This is a genomic window from Caballeronia jiangsuensis, from assembly GCF_046030135.1.
Classification (GTDB): domain Bacteria; phylum Pseudomonadota; class Gammaproteobacteria; order Burkholderiales; family Burkholderiaceae; genus Caballeronia; species Caballeronia jiangsuensis.
Map to the genome: position 1 here is coordinate 53,629 of NZ_JAQQDB010000008.1, position 19,933 is coordinate 73,561.

Genomic DNA, 19,933 nt, shown 5'->3' on the forward strand with positions numbered 1-19,933 from the left:
TGCGCTCAGCGCGGATAGTAAGGCGGAATATTGGCGTCGACATTCACCCATACCGACTTCGCCTGAGTATATTCGCGCATCACCTCGAAGCCCATCTCGCGGCCATAACCGCTCGCGCCGACGCCGCCGAAGGGCGATCCCGGACTCACGCGCTTGTAGCAGTTGATCCACACCATGCCGCTCTTCAGTTGCCGCGCGAAGAGATGCGCGCGTTGCAGATCGCGCGTCCAGAGGCCCGCGCCGAGGCCGTATTCGGTGCCGTTGGCGATCGCGAGCGCTTCTTCATCGCTCTTGAACGTGCTGACCGCAACGAACGGGCCAAACACTTCTTCCTGCGCGACGCGATCGGTCGGCTTCGCCTGCACGATGGTCGGCTCGACATAGCACCCGTTCGCAAGCGCCGCGGCGTCCGGCGCCTTGCCGCCCGCGAGCACGCGTCCGCCCTGCTCGCGCGCGACATCGACATAGGACAGCACGCGGTCGCGATGCATCTGCGATGTGAGCGGGCCCATTTCCGTCGACGGATCGAGCGGATCGCCGATACGGATCGAGCGCGCCAGCGACGTGAAGCGCTCCAGCAGGTCATCGGCGATCGACTCATGCACGATCAGCCGCGATGCCGCGATGCACGCCTGTCCCTGGTTATGGAAGATGCCGAACGCGGAGCCTTGCACGACGGCATCGATGTTGGCGTCGGCGAAGACGACGTTCGCGCCCTTGCCGCCGAGTTCCAGTTGCACCTTCTTCAGATTGCCGCTCGATGCCTGCACGATCTTGCGGCCCACCGCCGTCGATCCGGTGAACGCGACCTTGCCGATCTCCGGATGCTCCGCGATATATTGCCCCGCAACGTGCCCGAGCCCCGGCAGCACATTGACGACGCCCGCCGGAAAGCCGACTTCGGCCATCAGTTCGGCGATGGCGAGACTCGACAAGGGCGTGAGTTCAGCCGGCTTCATCACGACGCAATTGCCCGCCGCGAGCGCGGGCGCCATCTTCCAGCTCGTGAACATCAGCGGAAAATTCCACGGCACCACTTGTCCGACGATACCCACCGGCTCGCGCGTCAGATAGTTGAGAAAGCCCGCTTCGACCGGAATCACCGAACCTTCGAACTTGTCCGCCATGCCGCCGAAGTAGCGGAACGTTGCCGCCGTGCGCGGCACGTCGAGATTGAGCGTGTCGCGGATCGGATGGCCCGTGTCCATCGATTCGAGACGCGCGAGTGCATCGGCGTTGGCTTCGATGGCGTCGGCGAGTTTCAGCAGCAGGCGTCCGCGATCGGCGGCCGCCATGTTGCTCCACTTAGGAAACGCTTTTTTCGCGGCTTCTACTGCGCGATCGACGTCCTCGCGGCCGGCCATCGAGACTTGCGCGATCTCGCTGTTGTCGTGCGGATTCAGGGTCGCGAGCGTTTCGCCGGAAAGGGCGGGCACGAAGCGGCCATCGATGAAGAGTTGCGTTTGCATGTCTTGCTCGTGTCGAAAATTGAAGACGAAACATTCCCGCGACGCCCGATGAAGGCGCCGGCGTGTCGAAGAGGAACGCAGAAAGTGTTTAAAGCGCGACCGGATACGGCGGCAGTTCGCCGCTCTCATAACGCTTGGGCAGATCGGGCGTCGCGTTCTCCCAGACGAGCAGCATCGAGCGCTTCTGCGAATAGCCCTTGTGGCGGATGTCGGCGGGCATCGCGGCGATATCGCCGGCGTTCATCGTGATGCGCGCGCGCGGCTCGCCGGTGTCCTTGTCGGCCACGTCCCAGATGATCTGATCCGACAGTTGCAGGAACCACTCGACGCGATCGTTGCCATGAAAGACCGGCAGCACGAATTCCTCGGTGGTCGGGCAAAAGAGGCTTTGCTTGCACACCGACGTGACCGACGGATTCCACGTGACGTCCGAGCGCGACAGATACTTGAACAGACTGAACGCGTGCAACTGACCTTCGAATCCAGGCTCGGCGTGAATCTCCGGCTCGTCCTGCGATACGTCCGCGAACTGGCGATTCACCGGGAAGTCGTCGCGCAGCGGCGAGTCGCCTTCGAGGCCGGGCATGCGCTTGGTCGCAATACGCGTGCGATCGATCGCCGCGATGTTGTCGCCGTGCTTCGCGCCGAATGCCGAGCCGGTTTCCTCGGGCGCGGCGAACGGATCGAAGCCTTCGTTGACCCAGTCCTTCAGGATCGCCTTGAAGGTCGCCATGATGATCGGCGTTTCGAACTGCTGCGTGTAATCGACGCCCGCCTCGCGGAAGCTCGCGTTGTACGCACCGGCGTACATGTCGACCTTGCCGTAGTGATTGCGCGTGCCGATCACCTCGTCGAAATTGACCCAGCCGTAGAAGAAGCCCCATGCGACGTCGCGCATCATCGCGCGCAGGAAGTCGTCGGCGTGCATCTGATGCGAGCGCGTCTGTCCTTGCGCCGGCCATTTCACGGTAACGAAGTAGGCGTCGCGGCTGAATTCGAAATCGCCGAGCTTGAAGGTGCGGTAGCCGGTGTTGGCATCGGGGTCGGTCGCGACGACGCTTTGAAGGAATGCTGCGTGATCCATGATGGTGTGCTCCGGATGTTTGAAAGACGTTGGCGTATGCGTGTTCACTGAATGCAGATCTCGGCCCACTTCTCGACCGATGCCGAACCGATGATGGTCTGCACGAGCAGCACGCCAGTCTTTCGCGCTTCGAAGCGATACGCCGCGCCCGCGGGCAGCAATGCCTGATGACCGCGACGCAGACGCACGAAGCCCATCTTCTGGCCCGAAGGTTCGCCCTCGAGCTTCACCGTGCCTTCGACGCCTTCGCTGACCAGCGCGCCATCTGAAGGCTTGATGAAGTGCACGTCGATTTCGCCATCGAGCGCGACCACGAATTCATCGTGCGATGCGCTGAACCACGACGACACGCCTTCCGCGCGCAAGGTTTCGATCACGTATTTGAGGTTCTTGCCGACGACCACTTTTTCGTAGGGCGCGGCGTGGCTCGCGACTTCGAACACGTTGGACATCACGTAGTGCGAGGCCTTGCCCTTGATGACTTCGATGGTGCCCTTGCGATAGTTATCGAGGCTGCCGAGTTGTGTCTGTTGCATGTCTGTCTCCATGTCTGCGTTCACGTTCGCGGTGTCGCGCTGGAATCAAGATTAGGGCCGCGAGCGGCGGGAGGCAATGAATCGAGGTTCGCGTTTGCCGAACGATGCGTCCTCGATCGTGGCCCTAGGGAAAGTACTTACTTCTGCGCCTGCTTATCCGCGAGCCACGGATAGCGCTGCGTGTCCGCGCCTTCGTAGTCGGGATCGAGATAGATGAAGCAGCGCTGGATCTTGAAGTCGCGGATTTCGAATACGTCCGTCCAGCGGCCCGCGTGCGTGACGCCCGCGCGCCACTCGACGCCGCTCTTCGTCGCGCCGTAGCTCGTGCCTTCGACGACCACCGTATCGCCCTGCTGGATCACGTTCAGATACGCGAGGTCGTGCTTGAACTTCGCGACGACGGAACCGAGGTCCGCGAAAAGCTGTTCGAAGGCCGCGCGGCCTGTCGCGATGCCCCACTTCGGGAAATAGACTTCGGCGTTGTCGTCGAAGAGATCGAAAAATGGTGCGCCGCGATCTAGCCTGCGCAGATATTCGAGCGCGATGGTCTTGCGCTGTTCGTCGGTCATGGTGATGGGATTCATGCTTTCGTCTCCAGTTGTCCAGTTCAATGCAGCGTGCGCAGATAAGCGATGATCTTCTGGCGACGCGCTTCATCGCCTTCGAAATAGGTCATCGCGTTGCCGGGTGCGACGGATTGCGTATCGGTGAGCCACGCATCGAGCAGCTTGTCGTCCCAGACCTTGCCCGATGCGGCCGCCTTCATGCCCGCCGAATACTTGAAGCTCGGGTCGGACGCCATCGGCTTGCCGACGATCCCGAAGAGATTCGGCCCTTGCCCGTTCGGCTCGCCCTTGCCGAAGGTGTGGCATACGGCGCAATTGTTCGTCGTGAGCTTCTTGCCGAGCGCGACGGGGTCTTGCTGTGCATGCGCCGTTGCGCTGACGAGCGCGAGCATCGTCAATACATTAGTCATCCGAATCATGATTGAGCTCCGCTGGCGGATTGCGCCGCACGATAAGCAAATGCGAGGATTGGTCCGAGCGTGCCGCCGCCCGCCCAGTAAGCCCGCGCGGACGCCGACGCGACGCAATTGCCGACGCCGTACAGGCCCTTGATCGGCTGGCCGCGTGTATCGAGCACCTGTCCGTGCGAATTGGTTTTCGGGCCGCCCTTGGTGTCGAGATTGCCCGCCACGATCAGCGCCGCGTAGTACGGCCCTTTCGCGCTCAGCGGATACATCGTCTCGTTCTTCTGATCCGCTTTCTTCGATACGGTCCCGTTGAACAGCTTCTCGACGATGCGCTCTCCGCGATGAAAGTCCTGATCCACGCCCGTCTTCGCGAAGCCGTTGAAGCGTTTGATCGTCGCGTCGAGATTGCGCACGAAGTCGTCCGAGAGATCGGCGTTGCCGAGCGCGCTCTTGTACTTCGCCATGCGTTCGCGAATCGCGTTCGCCAGTTCCGCGAGCGTATTGCCGCGCAGCACGTGACGATCGTTCGAACCCTTCGGCACGATGAGACTGCCGTAGTCATCGCTCGCGCAATGGTCCTGCGCCTGCTGGTCCCAGATCGAAATGAGCGTGAGATTCGGATACTCGCCCTTCGCGCCGTCCCATTCGGAAAACGTCGCGCAGACCTCGTTGTATGCGAGCTTTTCGTTGACGACGCGCTTGCCGTACTTGTTCACGTAGAGCATCGAATCGCCGGTCGGCGTGAAGATGCCGGAGAGCGAGCCGTCTTTCGCGATGGCCTTGTCGAGCGAGATCGGCGCCATCCACGAGTAGTTCATGTTGCGCAGCTGCACGTCGAGCGCGCTCGAAATGCGCACGAAATCGCCTTCGTTGGTGGGCGCGGCGCAGCCGCCATACACCGCGCCATGCAGGAAGTTCTTGCGCAATTCGGGATCGTGCGTGAAGCCGCCGGTCGCGAACACCACCGCCTTTTTGGCGCGCACACGAAAGAGCTCGCCCTCTTCCGTCAGCGATTCGACGCCGATCACCGCACCCGATTCATCGACGAGCACCTTCTGCACGCGATAACCCGTCTTGATGTCGATGCCATCGCGCCGTGCGGCCGCGCTCATCGTGCGGATCGCGACGCGCCCGCCATCGGACATGCTCGGCAAGCCGTCTTTCGGAAACAGCACGCGGCCGCGCGGCGCCTTGTCTTCCGGCAGTTCGGCCCAGTAATCCGGCACCGCCGCTTCATGCCGATACGGCAGCGCGCCCTTGCTAGCGAGCAGTTCCGCTGCCGGCGATGCGCTGTCGTAGATTGCCTCGCACATCTCGTACTCCCAGTCCGAGAGGCCGAGCTTCGGCAACGAAGGATCGTATTGCTCGGGCCGCGACAGGCGCGCGACATAGCGCATGTAATCGGCCTTTGGATCGGCGATGCCCGCGCGGCGCATCGGCTCGTTGTTCGGCACCCAGTACCAGAACGCGGCCTTCGCAGCCGTGCCGCCGACGCTGCCGGCCTTCTCCAGAATCACGACGCGGTTGCCGAGCCAGCGCGAGAACAGCGCGCACGGCAGGCCGCCGCCACCGCCGCCGCACACGACGACGTCGTATTCCGCATCGAATCTGGTCTCGCTCGCGGCCCGCGCGGTCAGCGACACCGCGCCGAATGCGGCCGCCGCCGTTCCGGCGCTCGCGGCCTTGATGAAGTTGCGCCGCGATGCGGCGGGAAGCTTGTTCGTGTCACTCATGTTCGTCTCCATCGTTTGAATGTGCTCACCAGTAGTGCCACGCCTGCACGAGAATTCCGTTGGTGAGCGTGGTGTTGCGCCCCGAAACCGAGTGCTGGTACTGGACGGAAAGCTGGTCGTACATCTTCTGGTGCAGGAACGGCAGGCTGTTCGGCTTGAACTGGAACAGGACGCCCAGTCCCACGGTCGTTTCGCGGCTCGCGCTGTTCGAGAGCGGCATCGACGCGGTCTGGTTGAACGTGCCGCCGCTCGTCTGGTAATCGAGACCGACGAACGGAATCGCGAAGGGGTTATCCGGCGGGGAGATGCTGTAGCCGACGCGCAGGTTCAGATGAAACGTGTTGCCCGGACTCAGGTCGTCCTGACCCGAACGCAGCGTGCGTCCGCGCAAAATGCCGCCGAGCAGCAGATCGACGTTCACATGCCCGTACCAGTCGTCGTAGAAGACGGATGGCCAGAACGACCACGTATTCGTCGATACGGCGTTCTGTCCGATCGGCACCTGCACGTAGGCCTGAAAACCGAGCGTCGTCGCGGGCGCGGGGTTGTACCAGACAAGACCGCCGATGAGCGGATCGCCGATGCCGCTCGCGGAAAACTGCGAGCCCTGCGTGCGAATCTCGGGCAGCGTGATGCTCGCGTTGAAGCCGACATGCGGCAGCGACGGCACTTTCCAGTAGTGAATGAACGTCGAGAGGCCTACGAACGTATTCGTGCCAGGACCCGCGACCTGATTGCCGTGCGAATCGAATGCGCGGTTGTCGTGATTCCATTCGAGGTTCTGGCCGAAGGAATCGTACGTGCCTTCGAAGTCGCTGCTGAACTGCCAGGTCTGCGGGCGGTCCGTCGCGAAGGGAATGCCCGAAGCGTGCGCCGTCATCGAGCAAACCGCGCCAAGCAGGGCGAGTGCGCAAGTGCTCCGCCTTCGAATCGTCTTTCGTTTGTGCCGCTTTTGCATCGTCGTCTCCGTCGTTCGTGTCGTATGAGCGAACGTTACGAAGACGCGGCGCGCCGGTCTTTCAGGTTTTGCGGATTACAGATTCCGGGCGGCTTGCTGACGGATCCGGGTTTACACCGGGACGCAAAGCGCGCACGCGGCGTTCGCGAACGGCGACCCATCGCGCGTGCAAGGGCTTCCCGCGCGCATCTATACTCGCGTGAACAGCGGCGTCCGATGGTCAATGGCAAGCCGCGAAAAACACGGAGACACCATCATGAGCGCCATCGCCGCGCCCGCCCGCATCGACCGCTTCAGCGCCGTCAAAGGCGTTCCCGGACTCGAATACTGCATCTCGGGCCCGCGCCCCTATTCGCTGGAGCTGAGCAATTCGTCGGACATGATCTGCCTTTTGCTCGGCACGATCGTCTCCGATACGCGCTACGACGACGGCCCCGCAGCGCCCTTCACGTTTCGCGCCGAAACGGCCGCCTATCATCCGCGCGGCGGCAGCATGCGCATCGATGCGCACGACGTGCGGCATGGCTTCATCGCGTTTCGTTATGCGGATGCGTTCGTGAATCGCCTCGCGGATCGCAGCACGGAGCCATTGCGCCGCGCGGGCAGCCGCAGCAATCTCGGCGCCGATTCCATCCGGCATCTCGTGCGCTATGCGCGCCAGAAAGCGCCCGGCGAATCGGGCAAGGTCGATCCGTGGGAGCTGCAATGCGTCGCCACGCTCGCGTGGATCGAAACGACGCGGCATCTCGAACGCGCGTCGCGCGAGCGCAAATCCGCGCTGACGGACGCCGGATTCGCCACGCTCGAAACGTATGTCGCGGATAACATCGACCAGAGTCTTTCCTGCGCCGATATCGCCGCTGAACTCGAACTGCCCGTGCGCGCCGTCTTCAATGGCGTGAAGGCGCGCACCGGTTATTCGCTGTATCGGTATGTGCTGGAAAAGCGCATCGGCGCTGCTGCGCGCATGCTGCGTTCGGGCGATGCACCGCTCGTCGATGTCGCCGCCGCGTGCGGATTCTCGTCGCAGCAACACATGACGGCGCTCTTTTCCGAGCGTCTCGGCACGACGCCGCTGCGTTACCGGAACGGCGCGGCGTAGCGACGAAAACAGGAGGAAGCATGGACCTCTTCATGTCGATGGAGGCCTTCGTCCGCGCAGCCGAAGCGCAGAGCTTCGCGAGCGCGGCGCGTCAGCTCGGCGTGGCGAAATCGGTCGTCACGTCGCGCGTGAAGCAACTCGAAGAGCATTTCGGCGTCGCGCTGTTTCATCGCTCGACGCGTGCGGTGAGGTTGTCGGAAGTCGGCGAAACGTACTATCGCGATTGCCTGCTGCTCGTCTCGAAGGTGGGCGAACTGTCGGGCCGCGCGAGCGAGCAGACGCAATCGCTGTCGGGCACGCTCAATGTTCATGTGCTGCCTGGCTTCGCGCTCGGGCATTTTTCTCAGGCGCTGATCGCGTTTCGCGAGGCGCATCCGCGCATCGAGTTCGTCGTGACGGTGAACGATCGCGTGATCGATCCCGTGCAGGAAGGCTTCGATCTCGCGCTGCAGATCTATCCGCCCGCGTCGAATCTGCTCGTCGAACGCAAGCTCTTTCCGGTGCGCGGCGTGTTGTGCGCGACGCCCGCGTATCTGAAGGAAGAGCCTGTCATTGAGACGCCGCTCGATTTGCTGCGTCACGATTTCGCGCGTTACGCGCACTATCCGTGGGGCGACAACTGGCCGCTCATGAAGGGCAACGAGTGTTATGAGATCGCGCTCAACGCCGTGTTGAAAACGAACAGCGTGCATTTGCTGCTCGAATTCGCGCGCGCGGGCGCGGGTGTCGTCTATCTGCCGACGATGGTCGCCGCAAGCGATCTGCTCGAACGCCGCCTCGTGCGCGTGCTGCCCGACTACGCGGCGCCGCCGCTGTGGTTGAGCGCGGTATATCCGACATCGCATCGCTCGACGACGAAGGTGAAGGCCTTCGTCGATTTCCTGCGCGAGCGCTATCTGAGCGAGCCGCAATGGGACAAGGCGCTCGGCATTTCGCCGCCCGACGATGAAGAGCGCAACGTCGACGAAGAACTGGGCGATGTGTGAAGCGTCGCTAAAGGATGTAAAGCCAAGCTAGCAATGTGACGATCGAGAAGAGCGTCGTCATCGAAATGACCGCGCCAACGACGCTTTTCTCGACGTCGTATTCCGAGGCAAGCACGTAAGCGCTCTTTGCAGTCGGGACGGCGGCGCAGACGACCGCGGCGATGGTCGCGGTGTGGCCGAGTCCGCTCGCGATGCACAGGACGTACACGACAAGCGGCACGATCGCGAGTTTGAGCACGGTCAGAAGCGCATAGAGATTCACGCGCCCGCGCAACTCGCCGAAGCTCAGATCGAGACCGATCGCGAAGAGCGCGCACGGCGTCAGCGCTTCGCCGAGTATTGTGAGAAACGACGCGACCGGCGCGGGCAGCGTCAATCCGCCGATCGACCACAGCAATCCGCAGATCGTCGCGAGAATCACGGGATTGGTCGCGATCTGGCGAACGAGCGCTGTCACGTCGATCTTGCGCGACGCATCGAGACGGCCGATTTCGATCAGCACGACGAGCACGGGAAACATGATCGCGCCGACGAAGACGGTCGCGACCGCCGCCGCGAGCACACCGGGTTTGCCGTAGAGCGTCTTCAGGATCGGCAACGCGACGAAGCCCGTATTGGTCATCGACACGGCGGCGGCGAGCATCGCGCTCGCGGCAAGACTCGCACCGCGTGCGATTCGCGCGACGAGCAGCACGGCCGCGAAGCAGATCATGGAGCCACCGCCGAACGCGGCGAGAAAGCGCCATTCGAGCAGCGAGTGCAGCGATTCGTCGGCGATGGTCAGGAACACCAGCGCGGGCATCGCGACATAGTAGGCGAAGCGCATCAGCGACGGCGCCAGCGCATGCGGCATGTAGCCCGAGACGCGCGCCAGCCATCCCGTCAGGATGATGGCGAAGATCGGAAGAATCATGCCGGCAAGATGCATGGCGGGCTCCGATGTAGGTGAAGCGCCCGAGCACGATGGCCCGTTTCTGAATGCGCACCATTATCGGAGAAAAGCGTCGCGCGACTCGCCATCTTGCGCAAGTCGCGCGAGGGCGAACTTCAGTGGCCGCTCAAGAGCGTGCGCGCCTCGTCGCTCGAAAGAACGCCCCGTCCCTTGCGATTCGCGGCGCTCGCGGCATACACGTCCTTGCGCGCATGCGTGATGCCGAGCGGCGCGAAACCGTCGGCAGGATTGAACGCGAGCTGGCTGATGCGCGCTTCCTCGTCGATCGACGGCGGCGCATCGATTTCGAGCTCGCCTATCATGACCACGTCCGACTTCCATGCGACGGATGCATCGTTCACCGGCGTCGTGGCTTCGTCGATGAAGAATTGCAGGCCGAGCTGCCACATCACCGGACGTTGCTCCAGGCGATTGAATATGTCGGCGCGCAGATAGTTATCGCCATGACGCTCGGCATTCGTTCCGGCAGGCGTCGACGGGTGCGGGTGAAGCGAGTATTTGATCGCGGCCCGCCCGAGCTGCACGACCGATCCCCAGTAGTGTTCGGTCGCCACGCTGCCGACGTGATGCACCTTGGTTTCCTTGAAGAGGATCGCCAGAATGCGCGCGCCCTCGACGGGCCCGAGCCGCGCCATCATCATCTCCCGCAAGCCCTGCGCGATGCCGCTGACCGTTCCCTCGGCAAGCAACGCGACGATGATATCGGCCACCGCCATGAATTGCGCCGCATCGCGGGCATGCGAGCGCCCGCCTTCGTTCGTCATCAGCAGATCGGTTTCGACGCCCTCCCGCGTGAAAAACTTCAGCGCGATACCGCGAACATCGGATGACGTATCAGCCTGCGGGCACGGCTGTCCGTTGGAGATGCGGCACGCGACGCGATACGTGGCCGGCCCCGCCGATGCGAACGGTCCGAAGCGTGCGGCCTCGGGGATTTCGTCTGCAATGCGAAGCGTGCCGAACGCACCGAGCAGTTGCTTCTGATGCTGTGCGCGGTCGATCAGCCCGTTCAGGCCCGTGTGGCTGCTGGCGGCGAGCTTCGTCTGCTGCGTGCCGATCGCCGTCACTAGCATGGCGAGCGTGGTCGCATCGTCGAGCTTGTCGGACCAGCCGGTGCCGTCGCTGATTGATTGAGTGAAGCTCATGATTCACCTCCGTTCGCGCTTCGATTGAAAGCGCGCATTTAAAGTCTAGTTGCGTTATCTCACTCGCGACCCGGCATCGCGCCGGCAGCGAGACTGCCATCGGCGCGTGCGGCGAAGTAGCGGTAGATATCGTCGATATGATTCTCGATCAGCGGATTGCCGCGGTAGGCAGGCATGCCCATTTGCGGATTGCCGTCGAGAATCGCGGCGATGAAGCGCTCGCGGCTCTGCGTGCGCGCAAAGCCGACGATCGACGGCGCGGCGAGTCCCTCGTGATCCTTGCCGTGACAACGCGCGCAGTCGGCGACACGCACCGCGCGCCAGCCATCGGCGAGCGCGGCGTCGGGACCTTGCGTCTGCGCATGCGCGGACAGCGACGCGCCGACCATGCACGCAATCAAGCACAAAATCGAGGGTCGCGTCACGAGGACCGCTCAATGTTTGCGATCGGCCAGCCGGCCGACGTATTTCCAGCCCTGATCGCGCATCCATACATAGGTGAAACCCGTCGGGCCGTCGATGAAGACGGTCATCGGACGCTCGCTGGCGGACGCTTCCTTTTGCGGTTCCGCCGACGCTTGTGTAATGCGCGCTTCCGTGGGCTTGAGACGGGCGTCGCGATCGTCGAGCCGCCAGCCGTCTTCATCGGCGTATATCAGGCGCGATGTTCCACCCGACGGCGTCTGAACGGTGAGCGTGAGCGGACCGCCGTCGACGGCGATGAGGCGTGCATCGGCATCGTCCGTGCCGTTCGCGGCGAGGCTCGTTTCGCATGTCGCGCCGAACGCCGCCAGGGTGATCGCGAGGAACATCGCGTACTTCGTCAGATGGGATCTCATTTCGGTACCTCCTTGCTGGCCGCGTCACGGCGGCTGTCCAGATGGGCTCATGCATAGAGAACGAACGTGGCCTCGACGAATGTGAAGCCAGGAAATCCGCGAGCGTCGGCAATAACTGAGCGTCGCGCATGCCGCGCGTTCTGCCGCTTCGCCGCAGATGGGAGTTTGTCGTGTGGAGAACCCACGCGTGGCCGATGAGTGGCCGTCTTGTGATGGGCTCTACTATCGACCGAACGATCGTCGGGAAAAACCACGCATCGGGAGGGGCGGCACCCCGCCATCGGGGGACTGCGAAATGGACGGGAACGGACTGAAGGAAGAAGTGAGATCGAAGGCGTCCCCGCCGCCTTCGATATGTCGCTACGGAAACTCTGCCTTATTGACCACTATAGATATTGCAGCTCAGTCCCGGCGTGCAGAGCTGAGTCGTGCTGCCCGTCCAGGCATCGCGCGACGCGCTGCCCGACTTGCTCGTCGACATCGCTCCGCCGTAGCTCGAATCGCTCGTTGCGGTGCTGCTGTCTTGCGCGCTTTGCTGCGCGGCGCTGCCCTGTGCCGGCGACATCTGCATGTCTTGCGCCTGGGCGACAGTGCTCATCGCGAAGATGCCAGCTGCCGTTGCTGCCAATAAATAATTTGCTCTCATCGCCATCACCTCTCGAATCATTAATCAATTGAGGACTGCAAGCTTGCGACGAGCTTGCGGGCACACATGCACGGACCCGGTCGGGCGCGAGGACGGTGCGCCTTCCAGGCTTCTGATCGAACTTGAGGGTTGGGGCCTGTAGGCTCCGAAGAAGCGCGTGGCTTGTAGCACGCACTCCTTACCCTATACCGTGGATCGGAAAAGTAAATTCCCGATCGAAGGGCTCCTTTGCACTCGCGCGTGACGAGCTCTTTGCGAACGAGCTTGCTTTAAGCGGGCTGCGATATCGCTCGATGTCCGGAACTTTCGGGGAGCATGCATTTCGAAGCGGACTTCCAGTTTTGCTATATTGGTTTTCCCTCTCGTGAGTTTCTGGCAATGCGTGTCGGCCGACCTGTCAAACCGCTTCCCCATCCGAACTGCGACTACTGCGGCGCGCCCGCGACGTTGACGCGCGCGGGTGACGAAGCCTATCCGTATCGCGACGATCACGGCCCGCTTTGGATGTGCGCCGATTGTCAGGCGTGGATCGGCATCTTTCCGCGCAGCACGCGCAATGTCCCGCTCGGCCGTCTCGCCGATGCGCGATTGCGCGATCTGAAAGTGAAACTACATGCGGCGCTCGAACCGCTCGTGCAGGCCAAGGTCCGGCGCGACGGCTGCAATGTTTTCGAGGCGCGGTCCAAGGGAATGAAGTGGCTCGCGCAGACGATCGGCGTCGAGCCCGACAAGTGCAGCATCCACACGCTCGACGCCGATCAGTGCGAGCGCGCGATTGCGGTCGTCGAACATTTCGCACAGGAACGCGGTCAGCACCCTTCAGATTCGGCGATCGATGAACGTTAACCTGAGAAGGTCAACCATCGATGCTCGCATGTCACGCACTCTTCCCTTCCAGCGCTCGCCTCAGGCGACGCGCGCGCGGCTCAGCAAGGCGCAGCTGCTTCCCATTCCGCGCGCGGTGGCAGACGAGCTCGCGCTCGCGGCCCATATGTCGCTGACGGCCTTGCGTTCAGGCTCGCCGGATATCGCGCCCGCGCAGCACATCACCGAGGCGATGTATCTCGCCAAGTTCCTCGCGGAAGCGGGCCACGGCGACTTCTCTCACGACGAACTGCTTCGCGCGGATCAGACGATGGCCGCCGTGTTCGACGCCGGCCGAACGTCTGGTTCCTGGACGCTCGCGGCGGACGACTTCGACCGGCTCGCCGCGATCGTGTCGCTTTACGATCATCAGTTGCGGCGCGCGTCGATGGGTGCGCTTTCCGTCGCGAGCGATCGGCTCGAACGCTTCAAGGCGGGCGAACCCTATCAGCCGCTTCCGGCGCGCAAGTCGGCGCCGCTCTGACGGCGCCCGCTCGCCTTGCCGTCAGAAGGCGGTCCGCAAGCCGATCATCACGCTGCGGCCGCCTTCGGGCGCGATGTCGCGCACGACCGAGCTCGCGTAGCGCACTTCCTGATTCGTCAGGTTCTGGCCGCGCACGTAGGCGAGCCAGTTCGTCGAGCCGAAGCGGAACTTGTACGTCAGGATGACGCCGAGCGTCGTGTAGCTGCCGGTCGGCAGGTCGTTTTCGGGAACGCGATGCTGCGCCCACGCATGAACCAGCTCGGTTCTTGCGCCGTACGGTCCGTAGGCGTAGTCGAGCGCGAGCGTCGCGCGCAGCGGTGAGATGCGCGGCAACGCCTCGCCGGTATCGAGATTGCGCGCGTGCGTGTAGTCCGCGACGAATTCGACGTCGAGACGCTGCGCGCCCTTATCGAAGACGCGCCAGGTTCCGTCCAGCTCCACGCCGTAGAACTCCGCGCGCACGCCGCGATAGACAGCTTCGTTGAGCGCGTCGTCGGTGCCGGGCGCGACGGGTTCGTCGTCGTCGTTGACCAGGCGGCCTGTATTGAACTCGGTCAGGTAGTTGCGAAAGCGGCTGTAGAAGACGCCCGCGCTCGCCTTGTTCGGGCCGCTCGCGAAACGCAGCGACAGATCGGTCGATATCGCCTTTTCCTTCTGCGCGTCGGGGTTGCCGATCAGATATTGGCCTGTCGCATCGTGCGGGCCGTTCGAGTAGAGCTCGTAGTAAGTGGGCGCGCGCTCCGTGTACGCGATATTGCCGGCCAGGCTCCAGGCCGCGTTCAACTTGAACAGCGCGCCGGCGGAGATGCTGCCCGCGTTGAAATCGCGCTTTGGCGAATCGGCGAACTTTTCGTTTCCGCCGGACGTCGGGTCGATGTTCACGTGTTCGTAGCGTGCGCCGATGCTCAGCTTGAGCGCGTCGGTGACGGTCCATTCTTCGAGACCAAAAAGCGCCGCATTGGTCGTTTGCGACGTGGGCACGAGCGCTTCGTCGCCGAGCGCCGAGAACGTGTTCTGGCTCAGTTGCACGCCGATCGCGCCGTCGAGCGGGCCAATTTTTTTGTGCCGCGCCTCGATGCGCGCCTCGTAACCGTGATTGCGGAAGGTCGTTCCGGTCTCGCCGTTGTCGATTTCCTTGTGCTCGTAATCGGTGTAGGCGAAGTTGAACTTCAACTGGCTGAACGGGCCCTGCAGATTACGAATCTCGGATGCCGCGGCGATGTGGTCCTGATGCATGCGCAGACGCACATCGTCCTCGGCGACCGAACCGTAGTTCGCGTCGTAACCGTTGTAGCTGATGCCCGCGTAGCCGTCCGCCCACGTGTACGACGAACCGACGGCGCCGCCGTGCCAGCGGCCGTCGCTGTTCGGAATGCTGCCGTAGGGTTGCGGGACATCGGGTCCGTCGATCGCGCGCTGACGGTCGGAATGCGCGAATCCGGGGATGCGTTCATTGCTCGTTTCGCGGTCGAAGGCATCGACGTGGAACGCGAAACGTCCGTTGCCGCCCTCGACTTGCGCCGCTCCGGCGCGGGCGTCGTTGGCGCCACCGTAGCTGGCATCGACCTGGCCCGTTACGCCTTCGATCGATTCCCGCGGAATGCGGTTGTCGATGGTGTTCACTACCCCGCCGATCGCGTTGCCGCCGTAGAGCAAGGCGGCTGGTCCGCGCACGATTTCCACGCGTTCCACGGACAAGGTCTCTTGCGGCACGGCGTGGTCATATGACAGCGACGATGCGTCGAAAGCCGCGACGCCGTTTTGGAGTAGGCGGATTCGGTCGCCGTCCATGCCGCGGATGATCGGTCGGCCGACCATTGGGCCGTACGTTGTCGTGGAGACGCCGGGTAGACCGTTGAGCGTTTCGCCCAGGGAATTCGCCTGTCGCAGGGTGAGTGCGTTTCCTTCTAACGAACTCGTTGGAGATACCAAAGTGTTCGAGCCTAGTGGGTTGGCGGTGACGAAGATCGGGGGGATCGGGGTGTCTTCGATCGCGGTCGATTGGGCTCGGGCAGGTGTTGTGAGAAGGAGCGCGGTCAGGGCTATGAACTTTGAGCCGGGCGTGGTGGATGGGTTGCGTTTGTTTTCGTTGGTCGTCATGTAATGTTATAACGTTTCTTTTGTCGATCAAATATATACGCCTGTTTATAGTCTGTCAGGGCACGACGTGATGATATAACGTATCATATGATCTTGGCGACTGGGGTCTGGAATAGCTAAATACGACAGTTTATTAGCCTGATCCAAGCGATACGCAATCAGTATCGTTCGTTACAGATGCCCAATTAGATGGCTGTTCAAGCAGCGACTCCTTCGTCTTCGAGCGGAGAAGAACACGTCGCACAGCACAAGGGGTGTTGTCCGTGAAACAAGTTCCGAAATCTGATGTAACTCGTTGATTTTAAGTCGATAAATTCGCGATGAATTTTATTCTAACTGTTTCACGGTACGAGCATGGTCCGCTGGGTCGAAATCGGTCTGTGAGAGGCGGCGTCGAGATGCTTCAGTGTGATGGAGCACGTGCACTCGACCGATCGTCGCGCTGTGCGATCGCTGCGTATATTCATGCGCTGTCGAGCGCGTGCGACGGACTCGTTCCGCCGTCGTAGGACCAATTGAGAACAGTTGGGCGTTCCCTTTGAAGATGGGCGTTTAAAGCGGTGCGCAGATGATAGAGAGTTGCGCCCAAAGAGTGCTGGACGATTTCCAGATTACTGTGCGAGCGCTCCATAAACAGCGGCAACATTCCAAGCGTAGTCGACGCGATCTCACATTCCATCATTGCCTCTGCATTTCACGTCTGCGTCTGCAGGAAGGCTTCTGCTCTCGAGTTGTTTTTGATTTACCACACCGCTGCCTACTGCCGTCGCTGTGAGCGCCGTTCTGGGCCGCTCTTACGCAGTCTGACGATAGCGAACTGTCTGACTGGATGGGCAGTCCCCTTCACGCGTTTCTCTGCCCAGGAAGGCTAGTTCAAGGCTCACGCTCGAAATTCTCGTTTCGATTCATCGAGCGTGCAAATCTACACGTTGAGGTGTTGAAGGACGGGGCACGGCGGTTGAGCTAAGGGGATGGTAGACCGTCGTTTTCGCAGTGCGTGAGGTCCTGCGGCGTAAGGAGGTTGCGTACCAATTGCGCTTACCTTAACGGGTGCGGATGAAGTTAGCGCTGACCCGGACTTAAAATTGGCGTGTTCGCCCGTGCATTCTGCTGCGCCTCAGGCGTAGGGCTAGACCCCTTCCCACGGAGCGATCAAAGTGTCCGAATTCGGACACTAATGCCCCATCAAAACTAAGGCCTTCCCACTGAGCGCCAAACATCTTGTCCAACCCCGTCTCGAGTGTCCGAATTCGGACACTCGATCTGAGTGCTGCTAAGTCCAGGGTCGAAAAGACCGGTCCAAACCACCACCACCAGAGATAAAAAAACCCGCCGAAGCGGGTCTTGGATCTGATCACTCAGACTGTATGGAGAACATCTTTCCTATGTGTTCCCTCAGCTGATTTTCCTGCTCCTCCGTCATAACACCCGCCTTGAACTTAAAAGTCAGCCCCTTCACATCCTTGGTGATGCTTCCAGCCTGAACTTTTCCTGCGAATATCTTGAGAATGCTTCGGCCGCCTGCATCTGTCGCCGGCTCTCCGCGACTCGCCTGCGCGCTAAGACTCGCCGCGACCTTGGTCTGCACCAGATCGCCCGAAAGAACCTGCGGCCACAACTCCCGCAACGCCTTGATACCCTGCTCGCCAGTCTTCTTTAACGCGTTGACGATATCCTGTGCCGACGATGCTCCAAGCACTGACGGATTCAAATCCAAGTCTCGCTTCACAAAGTCCGGCAACGAATCGTACGCAAGAAATCGATAAAGGTCGCTTCGAGTGATGCCCATTGCTTCCGCAAGCCTCGTCCGATTGGGAAACTCTGCTTCAGCCCGGCGAATCGCGATCGCGATTTCGTAATCGGAAAGATCATCGCGCGTGACGTTTTCCATCAGCGCAAGAGCTGCCATATCCTGATCTGTGCAATCGATCACAACCGCACGAACCGTCGTCTTGTTGATCAGCTTATGTGCGCGCCAACGTCGCTCTCCCGCGACGAGTTGAAACGCCTCTCCGACACGTCGAACCGTGACTGCCTGCAGCAATCCGACTTCGCCAATCGATCGCGCCAGTTCCGCGAGCTTGGCCTCGCTGAACTGACGACGCGGCTGCCATGGATTCGGCACGATGATGTCGACGGAAATCTCGGTTTCGACACCCCGCGCCTCGAGTTCCTGAATCCGAAGCTGGGCAGCAGCCAAAGCGCTCGTGATGCCCGGCATCGTCTGCGGACCGCGGTTCGTCTTATCTTTTTTGTTCTCGCCTTTGAAATCCGCTGGCTTCGGAAGGTTGGCCGTCTTGGCCATGAGTTGTTCTCGGATGTTATTACTCATGCCGGCTCCTTCCACGATTTGACGAACATATCATCCAGCCATTTGGCATATTGAATCATGGGCTGGCGCACCCGCTGAAGTGACTTCGCCGTGGAGTGCGTACTGACGACGTCAAGAGCGGTCGAGAACGAAAGGGCTCCACCGCTCATCACGGAGCTAGCAGGAATCTCGAACGGATCGAGCCAACGACCATATGCGCTTTGCGCCCATTGACGCACGACCGGCGCCGACGATGTCTTGCCATAGTCCACCTTTGACAACAGGATGGAAATGAAGTCATAAACTTTGTCTTCTTCATATGGAAGAAAATCTTCCGCGACGTCGGAGAACAATCGCCAGAAAGCGAGGGAACTGATGAAGTCGAGATTCTCGGGAATCATCGGCATGACGAGCGCGTCTGCGGCAAGCAACGCGTTAAGGTTCATATACGACAGCGACGGCGACGTGTCGATCAAGATGTAGTCGTACTGCGAACGCAGCGGTTCGAGGCCCTCGCGCAACACCGCCCAGAATCGATAACCCTGAATCGTTTTTTGGCGAGCGGGCAGAAGGAACTCCGCTCCATATAGGAAGGTATGACCCGGGATGATGTCGAGGCCATCCCAGTACGTCGACTGCACACTTGCCCCGAGACCACCCTCGACGTTTTGATCGTAGATATAGGGCAGCACGGTGTCGTCGCCGGATATTTCCTTCTCGGCGTAGAGACCACACAACTCCGACGCCGAAGCCTGCGGATCGAGGTCAACGAGCAACACCTTGCGGCCGAGAAGGGTCAACGCTTGTGCCAAACAAACCGTCGTCGTGGTCTTTGCCGAACCGCCCTTCAATTGTGCAGTCGTCAGAACCTTGCCGCGGAAAGCACTATCGCCGTCGCCGAGGCGCGTCTGGTAAATGTCGGAAGCCATCTTCACCCACATGCGCACTTCGGGCAGAGTAAACGTTCGGCTCCGGCCGCTCCCGTTGAGCGTTCCCGGTGGCAAACCTCCTTCGCCCTTTGTCACCAGATATTGAATCTGCTGCCGGGTCAGATTGCACATCTCAGCCAACTCGCTGATCGTGTAGAAAGGCGCGAGCTTGCGCGGCCGTGGAGCGAGAATTTGCTCCCGAAGGTTGTCCGAAAAGGGCTCGAGGTTATCGGCGAACTCCGCCACTTCGCGAAGGGTAACTTTCCGGTCTTCCATAGGTAGGGTGCCTACGTTTGCCATTCTGCGCTTTCTCCAAGTATTGACGCCGAAGCGCAGAATACACGAATACGCGTAAACAAGGTTGTGTTGCGCGGAGAATTGACTATTCGGACAGGACCAAGCCCGCATTCGATTGATTTTTCGGGCTTTTTTATGGTCCGCCGCGTACTCAATCGACCACTTTTACAACCGCACTTTTGCGTCTCGCTTCCGCAGTTTTCTCAACCCCGCATTCCCGCCGCACAAAAACCACCCCGGGGGCGGTTTTTGTGTAAGTCCCGCCCCGAAAAATACCCCTAAATATTCAATGACTTAACGACTTTGCTGCGTCGTTCCAAGTAAACATTACGGCACCGTCTGTCATGTTTTTTGTAAACCTAGACCCACCCACCAACAAACAGAACCACCCATTTCCCTTAAAAATCAATCACAAACCCTGTGGATAGGGACGCTTTTTGTGAAGCGTGGGGCGGTTTTTGTGACGCAGGATTCGCAAATTGGGCAAATGGGGCCGGTAATTGTGGCGACCGGGGCGGAAATTGT

19 protein-coding genes are annotated in these 19,933 nt (G+C 61.2%); 4 read left to right on the plus strand and 15 right to left on the minus strand.

Features of this window, described 5'->3' with window-relative positions; all coding sequences use genetic code 11:
- Positions 1-5: 5 nt before the first annotated feature.
- From PQR08_RS10595 to PQR08_RS10625, 7 genes are all read right to left on the minus strand, one after another.
- Complete coding sequence (locus tag PQR08_RS10595; protein ID WP_238216959.1) at positions 6-1,469, minus strand: aldehyde dehydrogenase family protein; 1,464 nt, start codon at positions 1,467-1,469, stop codon at positions 6-8.
- A gap of 88 nt (positions 1,470-1,557) precedes the next feature.
- Positions 1,558-2,553 (minus strand): hypothetical protein, encoded by a 996-nt coding sequence (locus PQR08_RS10600; RefSeq protein WP_062261360.1) that lies wholly within the window; start codon positions 2,551-2,553, stop codon positions 1,558-1,560.
- A 44-nt stretch (positions 2,554-2,597) separates the two neighbouring features.
- Positions 2,598-3,089, minus strand: coding sequence for a cupin domain-containing protein (locus PQR08_RS10605; RefSeq protein ID WP_238216954.1), 492 nt, complete (start codon positions 3,087-3,089; stop codon positions 2,598-2,600).
- A gap of 137 nt (positions 3,090-3,226) precedes the next feature.
- Positions 3,227-3,673, minus strand: a complete 447-nt coding sequence (locus PQR08_RS10610) for a nuclear transport factor 2 family protein (protein ID WP_238216952.1) — start codon at positions 3,671-3,673, stop codon at positions 3,227-3,229.
- 23 nt (positions 3,674-3,696) lie between these two features.
- Complete coding sequence (locus PQR08_RS10615) at positions 3,697-4,074, minus strand: c-type cytochrome (RefSeq protein WP_250486424.1); 378 nt, start codon at positions 4,072-4,074, stop codon at positions 3,697-3,699.
- Positions 4,071-5,795 (minus strand): FAD-dependent oxidoreductase, encoded by a 1,725-nt coding sequence (locus tag PQR08_RS10620; protein WP_250486425.1) that lies wholly within the window; start codon positions 5,793-5,795, stop codon positions 4,071-4,073. Before PQR08_RS10620 ends, PQR08_RS10615 begins: the two co-directional genes overlap by 4 nt.
- A 25-nt stretch (positions 5,796-5,820) precedes the next feature.
- Positions 5,821-6,675 (minus strand): transporter, encoded by an 855-nt coding sequence (locus PQR08_RS10625; protein WP_250486426.1) that lies wholly within the window; start codon positions 6,673-6,675, stop codon positions 5,821-5,823.
- A 334-nt stretch (positions 6,676-7,009) separates the two neighbouring features.
- On the opposite strand from PQR08_RS10625, the gene PQR08_RS10630 reads away from it, so the two are divergent.
- Positions 7,010-7,855 (plus strand): helix-turn-helix domain-containing protein, encoded by an 846-nt coding sequence (locus PQR08_RS10630; RefSeq protein WP_250486427.1) that lies wholly within the window; start codon positions 7,010-7,012, stop codon positions 7,853-7,855.
- A gap of 20 nt (positions 7,856-7,875) precedes the next feature.
- Positions 7,876-8,841: a LysR family transcriptional regulator gene (locus PQR08_RS10635; RefSeq protein WP_035500298.1), complete on the plus strand. Its 966-nt coding sequence runs from the start codon at positions 7,876-7,878 to the stop codon at positions 8,839-8,841.
- A gap of 7 nt (positions 8,842-8,848) precedes the next feature.
- Here the strand turns inward: PQR08_RS10635 and PQR08_RS10640 are convergent, their stop codons facing one another.
- The 5 genes from PQR08_RS10640 to PQR08_RS10660 all read right to left on the minus strand — a co-directional run bounded on the left by PQR08_RS10640 (position 8,849) and on the right by PQR08_RS10660 (position 12,375).
- Positions 8,849-9,769: an AEC family transporter gene (locus PQR08_RS10640; RefSeq protein WP_250486428.1), complete on the minus strand. Its 921-nt coding sequence runs from the start codon at positions 9,767-9,769 to the stop codon at positions 8,849-8,851.
- Between the two features lie 119 nt (positions 9,770-9,888).
- Positions 9,889-10,938, minus strand: coding sequence for a catalase (locus PQR08_RS10645; protein ID WP_250486429.1), 1,050 nt, complete (start codon positions 10,936-10,938; stop codon positions 9,889-9,891).
- 59 nt (positions 10,939-10,997) lie between these two features.
- Positions 10,998-11,339: a c-type cytochrome gene (locus PQR08_RS10650; RefSeq protein ID WP_250486430.1), complete on the minus strand. Its 342-nt coding sequence runs from the start codon at positions 11,337-11,339 to the stop codon at positions 10,998-11,000.
- Positions 11,340-11,372: 33 nt separating this feature from the next.
- Positions 11,373-11,777: a hypothetical protein gene (locus PQR08_RS10655; protein ID WP_187606956.1), complete on the minus strand. Its 405-nt coding sequence runs from the start codon at positions 11,775-11,777 to the stop codon at positions 11,373-11,375.
- A gap of 376 nt (positions 11,778-12,153) precedes the next feature.
- Positions 12,154-12,375 (minus strand): hypothetical protein, encoded by a 222-nt coding sequence (locus PQR08_RS10660; protein ID WP_250486431.1) that lies wholly within the window; start codon positions 12,373-12,375, stop codon positions 12,154-12,156.
- A 426-nt stretch (positions 12,376-12,801) separates the two neighbouring features.
- On the opposite strand from PQR08_RS10660, the gene PQR08_RS10665 reads away from it, so the two are divergent.
- Together PQR08_RS10665 and PQR08_RS10670 are read left to right on the plus strand one after the other, a co-directional pair.
- On the plus strand, positions 12,802-13,269 hold the full coding sequence (locus tag PQR08_RS10665; protein ID WP_187607133.1) for a zinc-finger-containing protein: 468 nt from the start codon (positions 12,802-12,804) through the stop codon (positions 13,267-13,269).
- 28 nt (positions 13,270-13,297) lie between these two features.
- On the plus strand, positions 13,298-13,771 hold the full coding sequence (locus PQR08_RS10670; protein WP_250486432.1) for a hypothetical protein: 474 nt from the start codon (positions 13,298-13,300) through the stop codon (positions 13,769-13,771).
- 21 nt (positions 13,772-13,792) lie between these two features.
- Here PQR08_RS10670 and PQR08_RS10675 read toward each other — a convergent pair whose 3' ends face one another.
- The 3 genes from PQR08_RS10675 to PQR08_RS10685 all read right to left on the minus strand — a co-directional run bounded on the left by PQR08_RS10675 (position 13,793) and on the right by PQR08_RS10685 (position 19,411).
- Positions 13,793-15,871, minus strand: coding sequence for a TonB-dependent receptor (locus PQR08_RS10675; protein ID WP_250486433.1), 2,079 nt, complete (start codon positions 15,869-15,871; stop codon positions 13,793-13,795).
- Between the two features lie 1,354 nt (positions 15,872-17,225).
- Complete coding sequence (locus PQR08_RS10680) at positions 17,226-18,203, minus strand: ParB/RepB/Spo0J family partition protein (RefSeq protein WP_250486434.1); 978 nt, start codon at positions 18,201-18,203, stop codon at positions 17,226-17,228.
- The gene (locus PQR08_RS10685) at positions 18,200-19,411 is read right to left on the minus strand and encodes an AAA family ATPase (protein WP_187606952.1); all 1,212 of its coding nucleotides are present in this window, start codon (positions 19,409-19,411) and stop codon (positions 18,200-18,202) included. Before PQR08_RS10685 ends, PQR08_RS10680 begins: the two co-directional genes overlap by 4 nt.
- Positions 19,412-19,933: the final 522 nt, after the last annotated feature.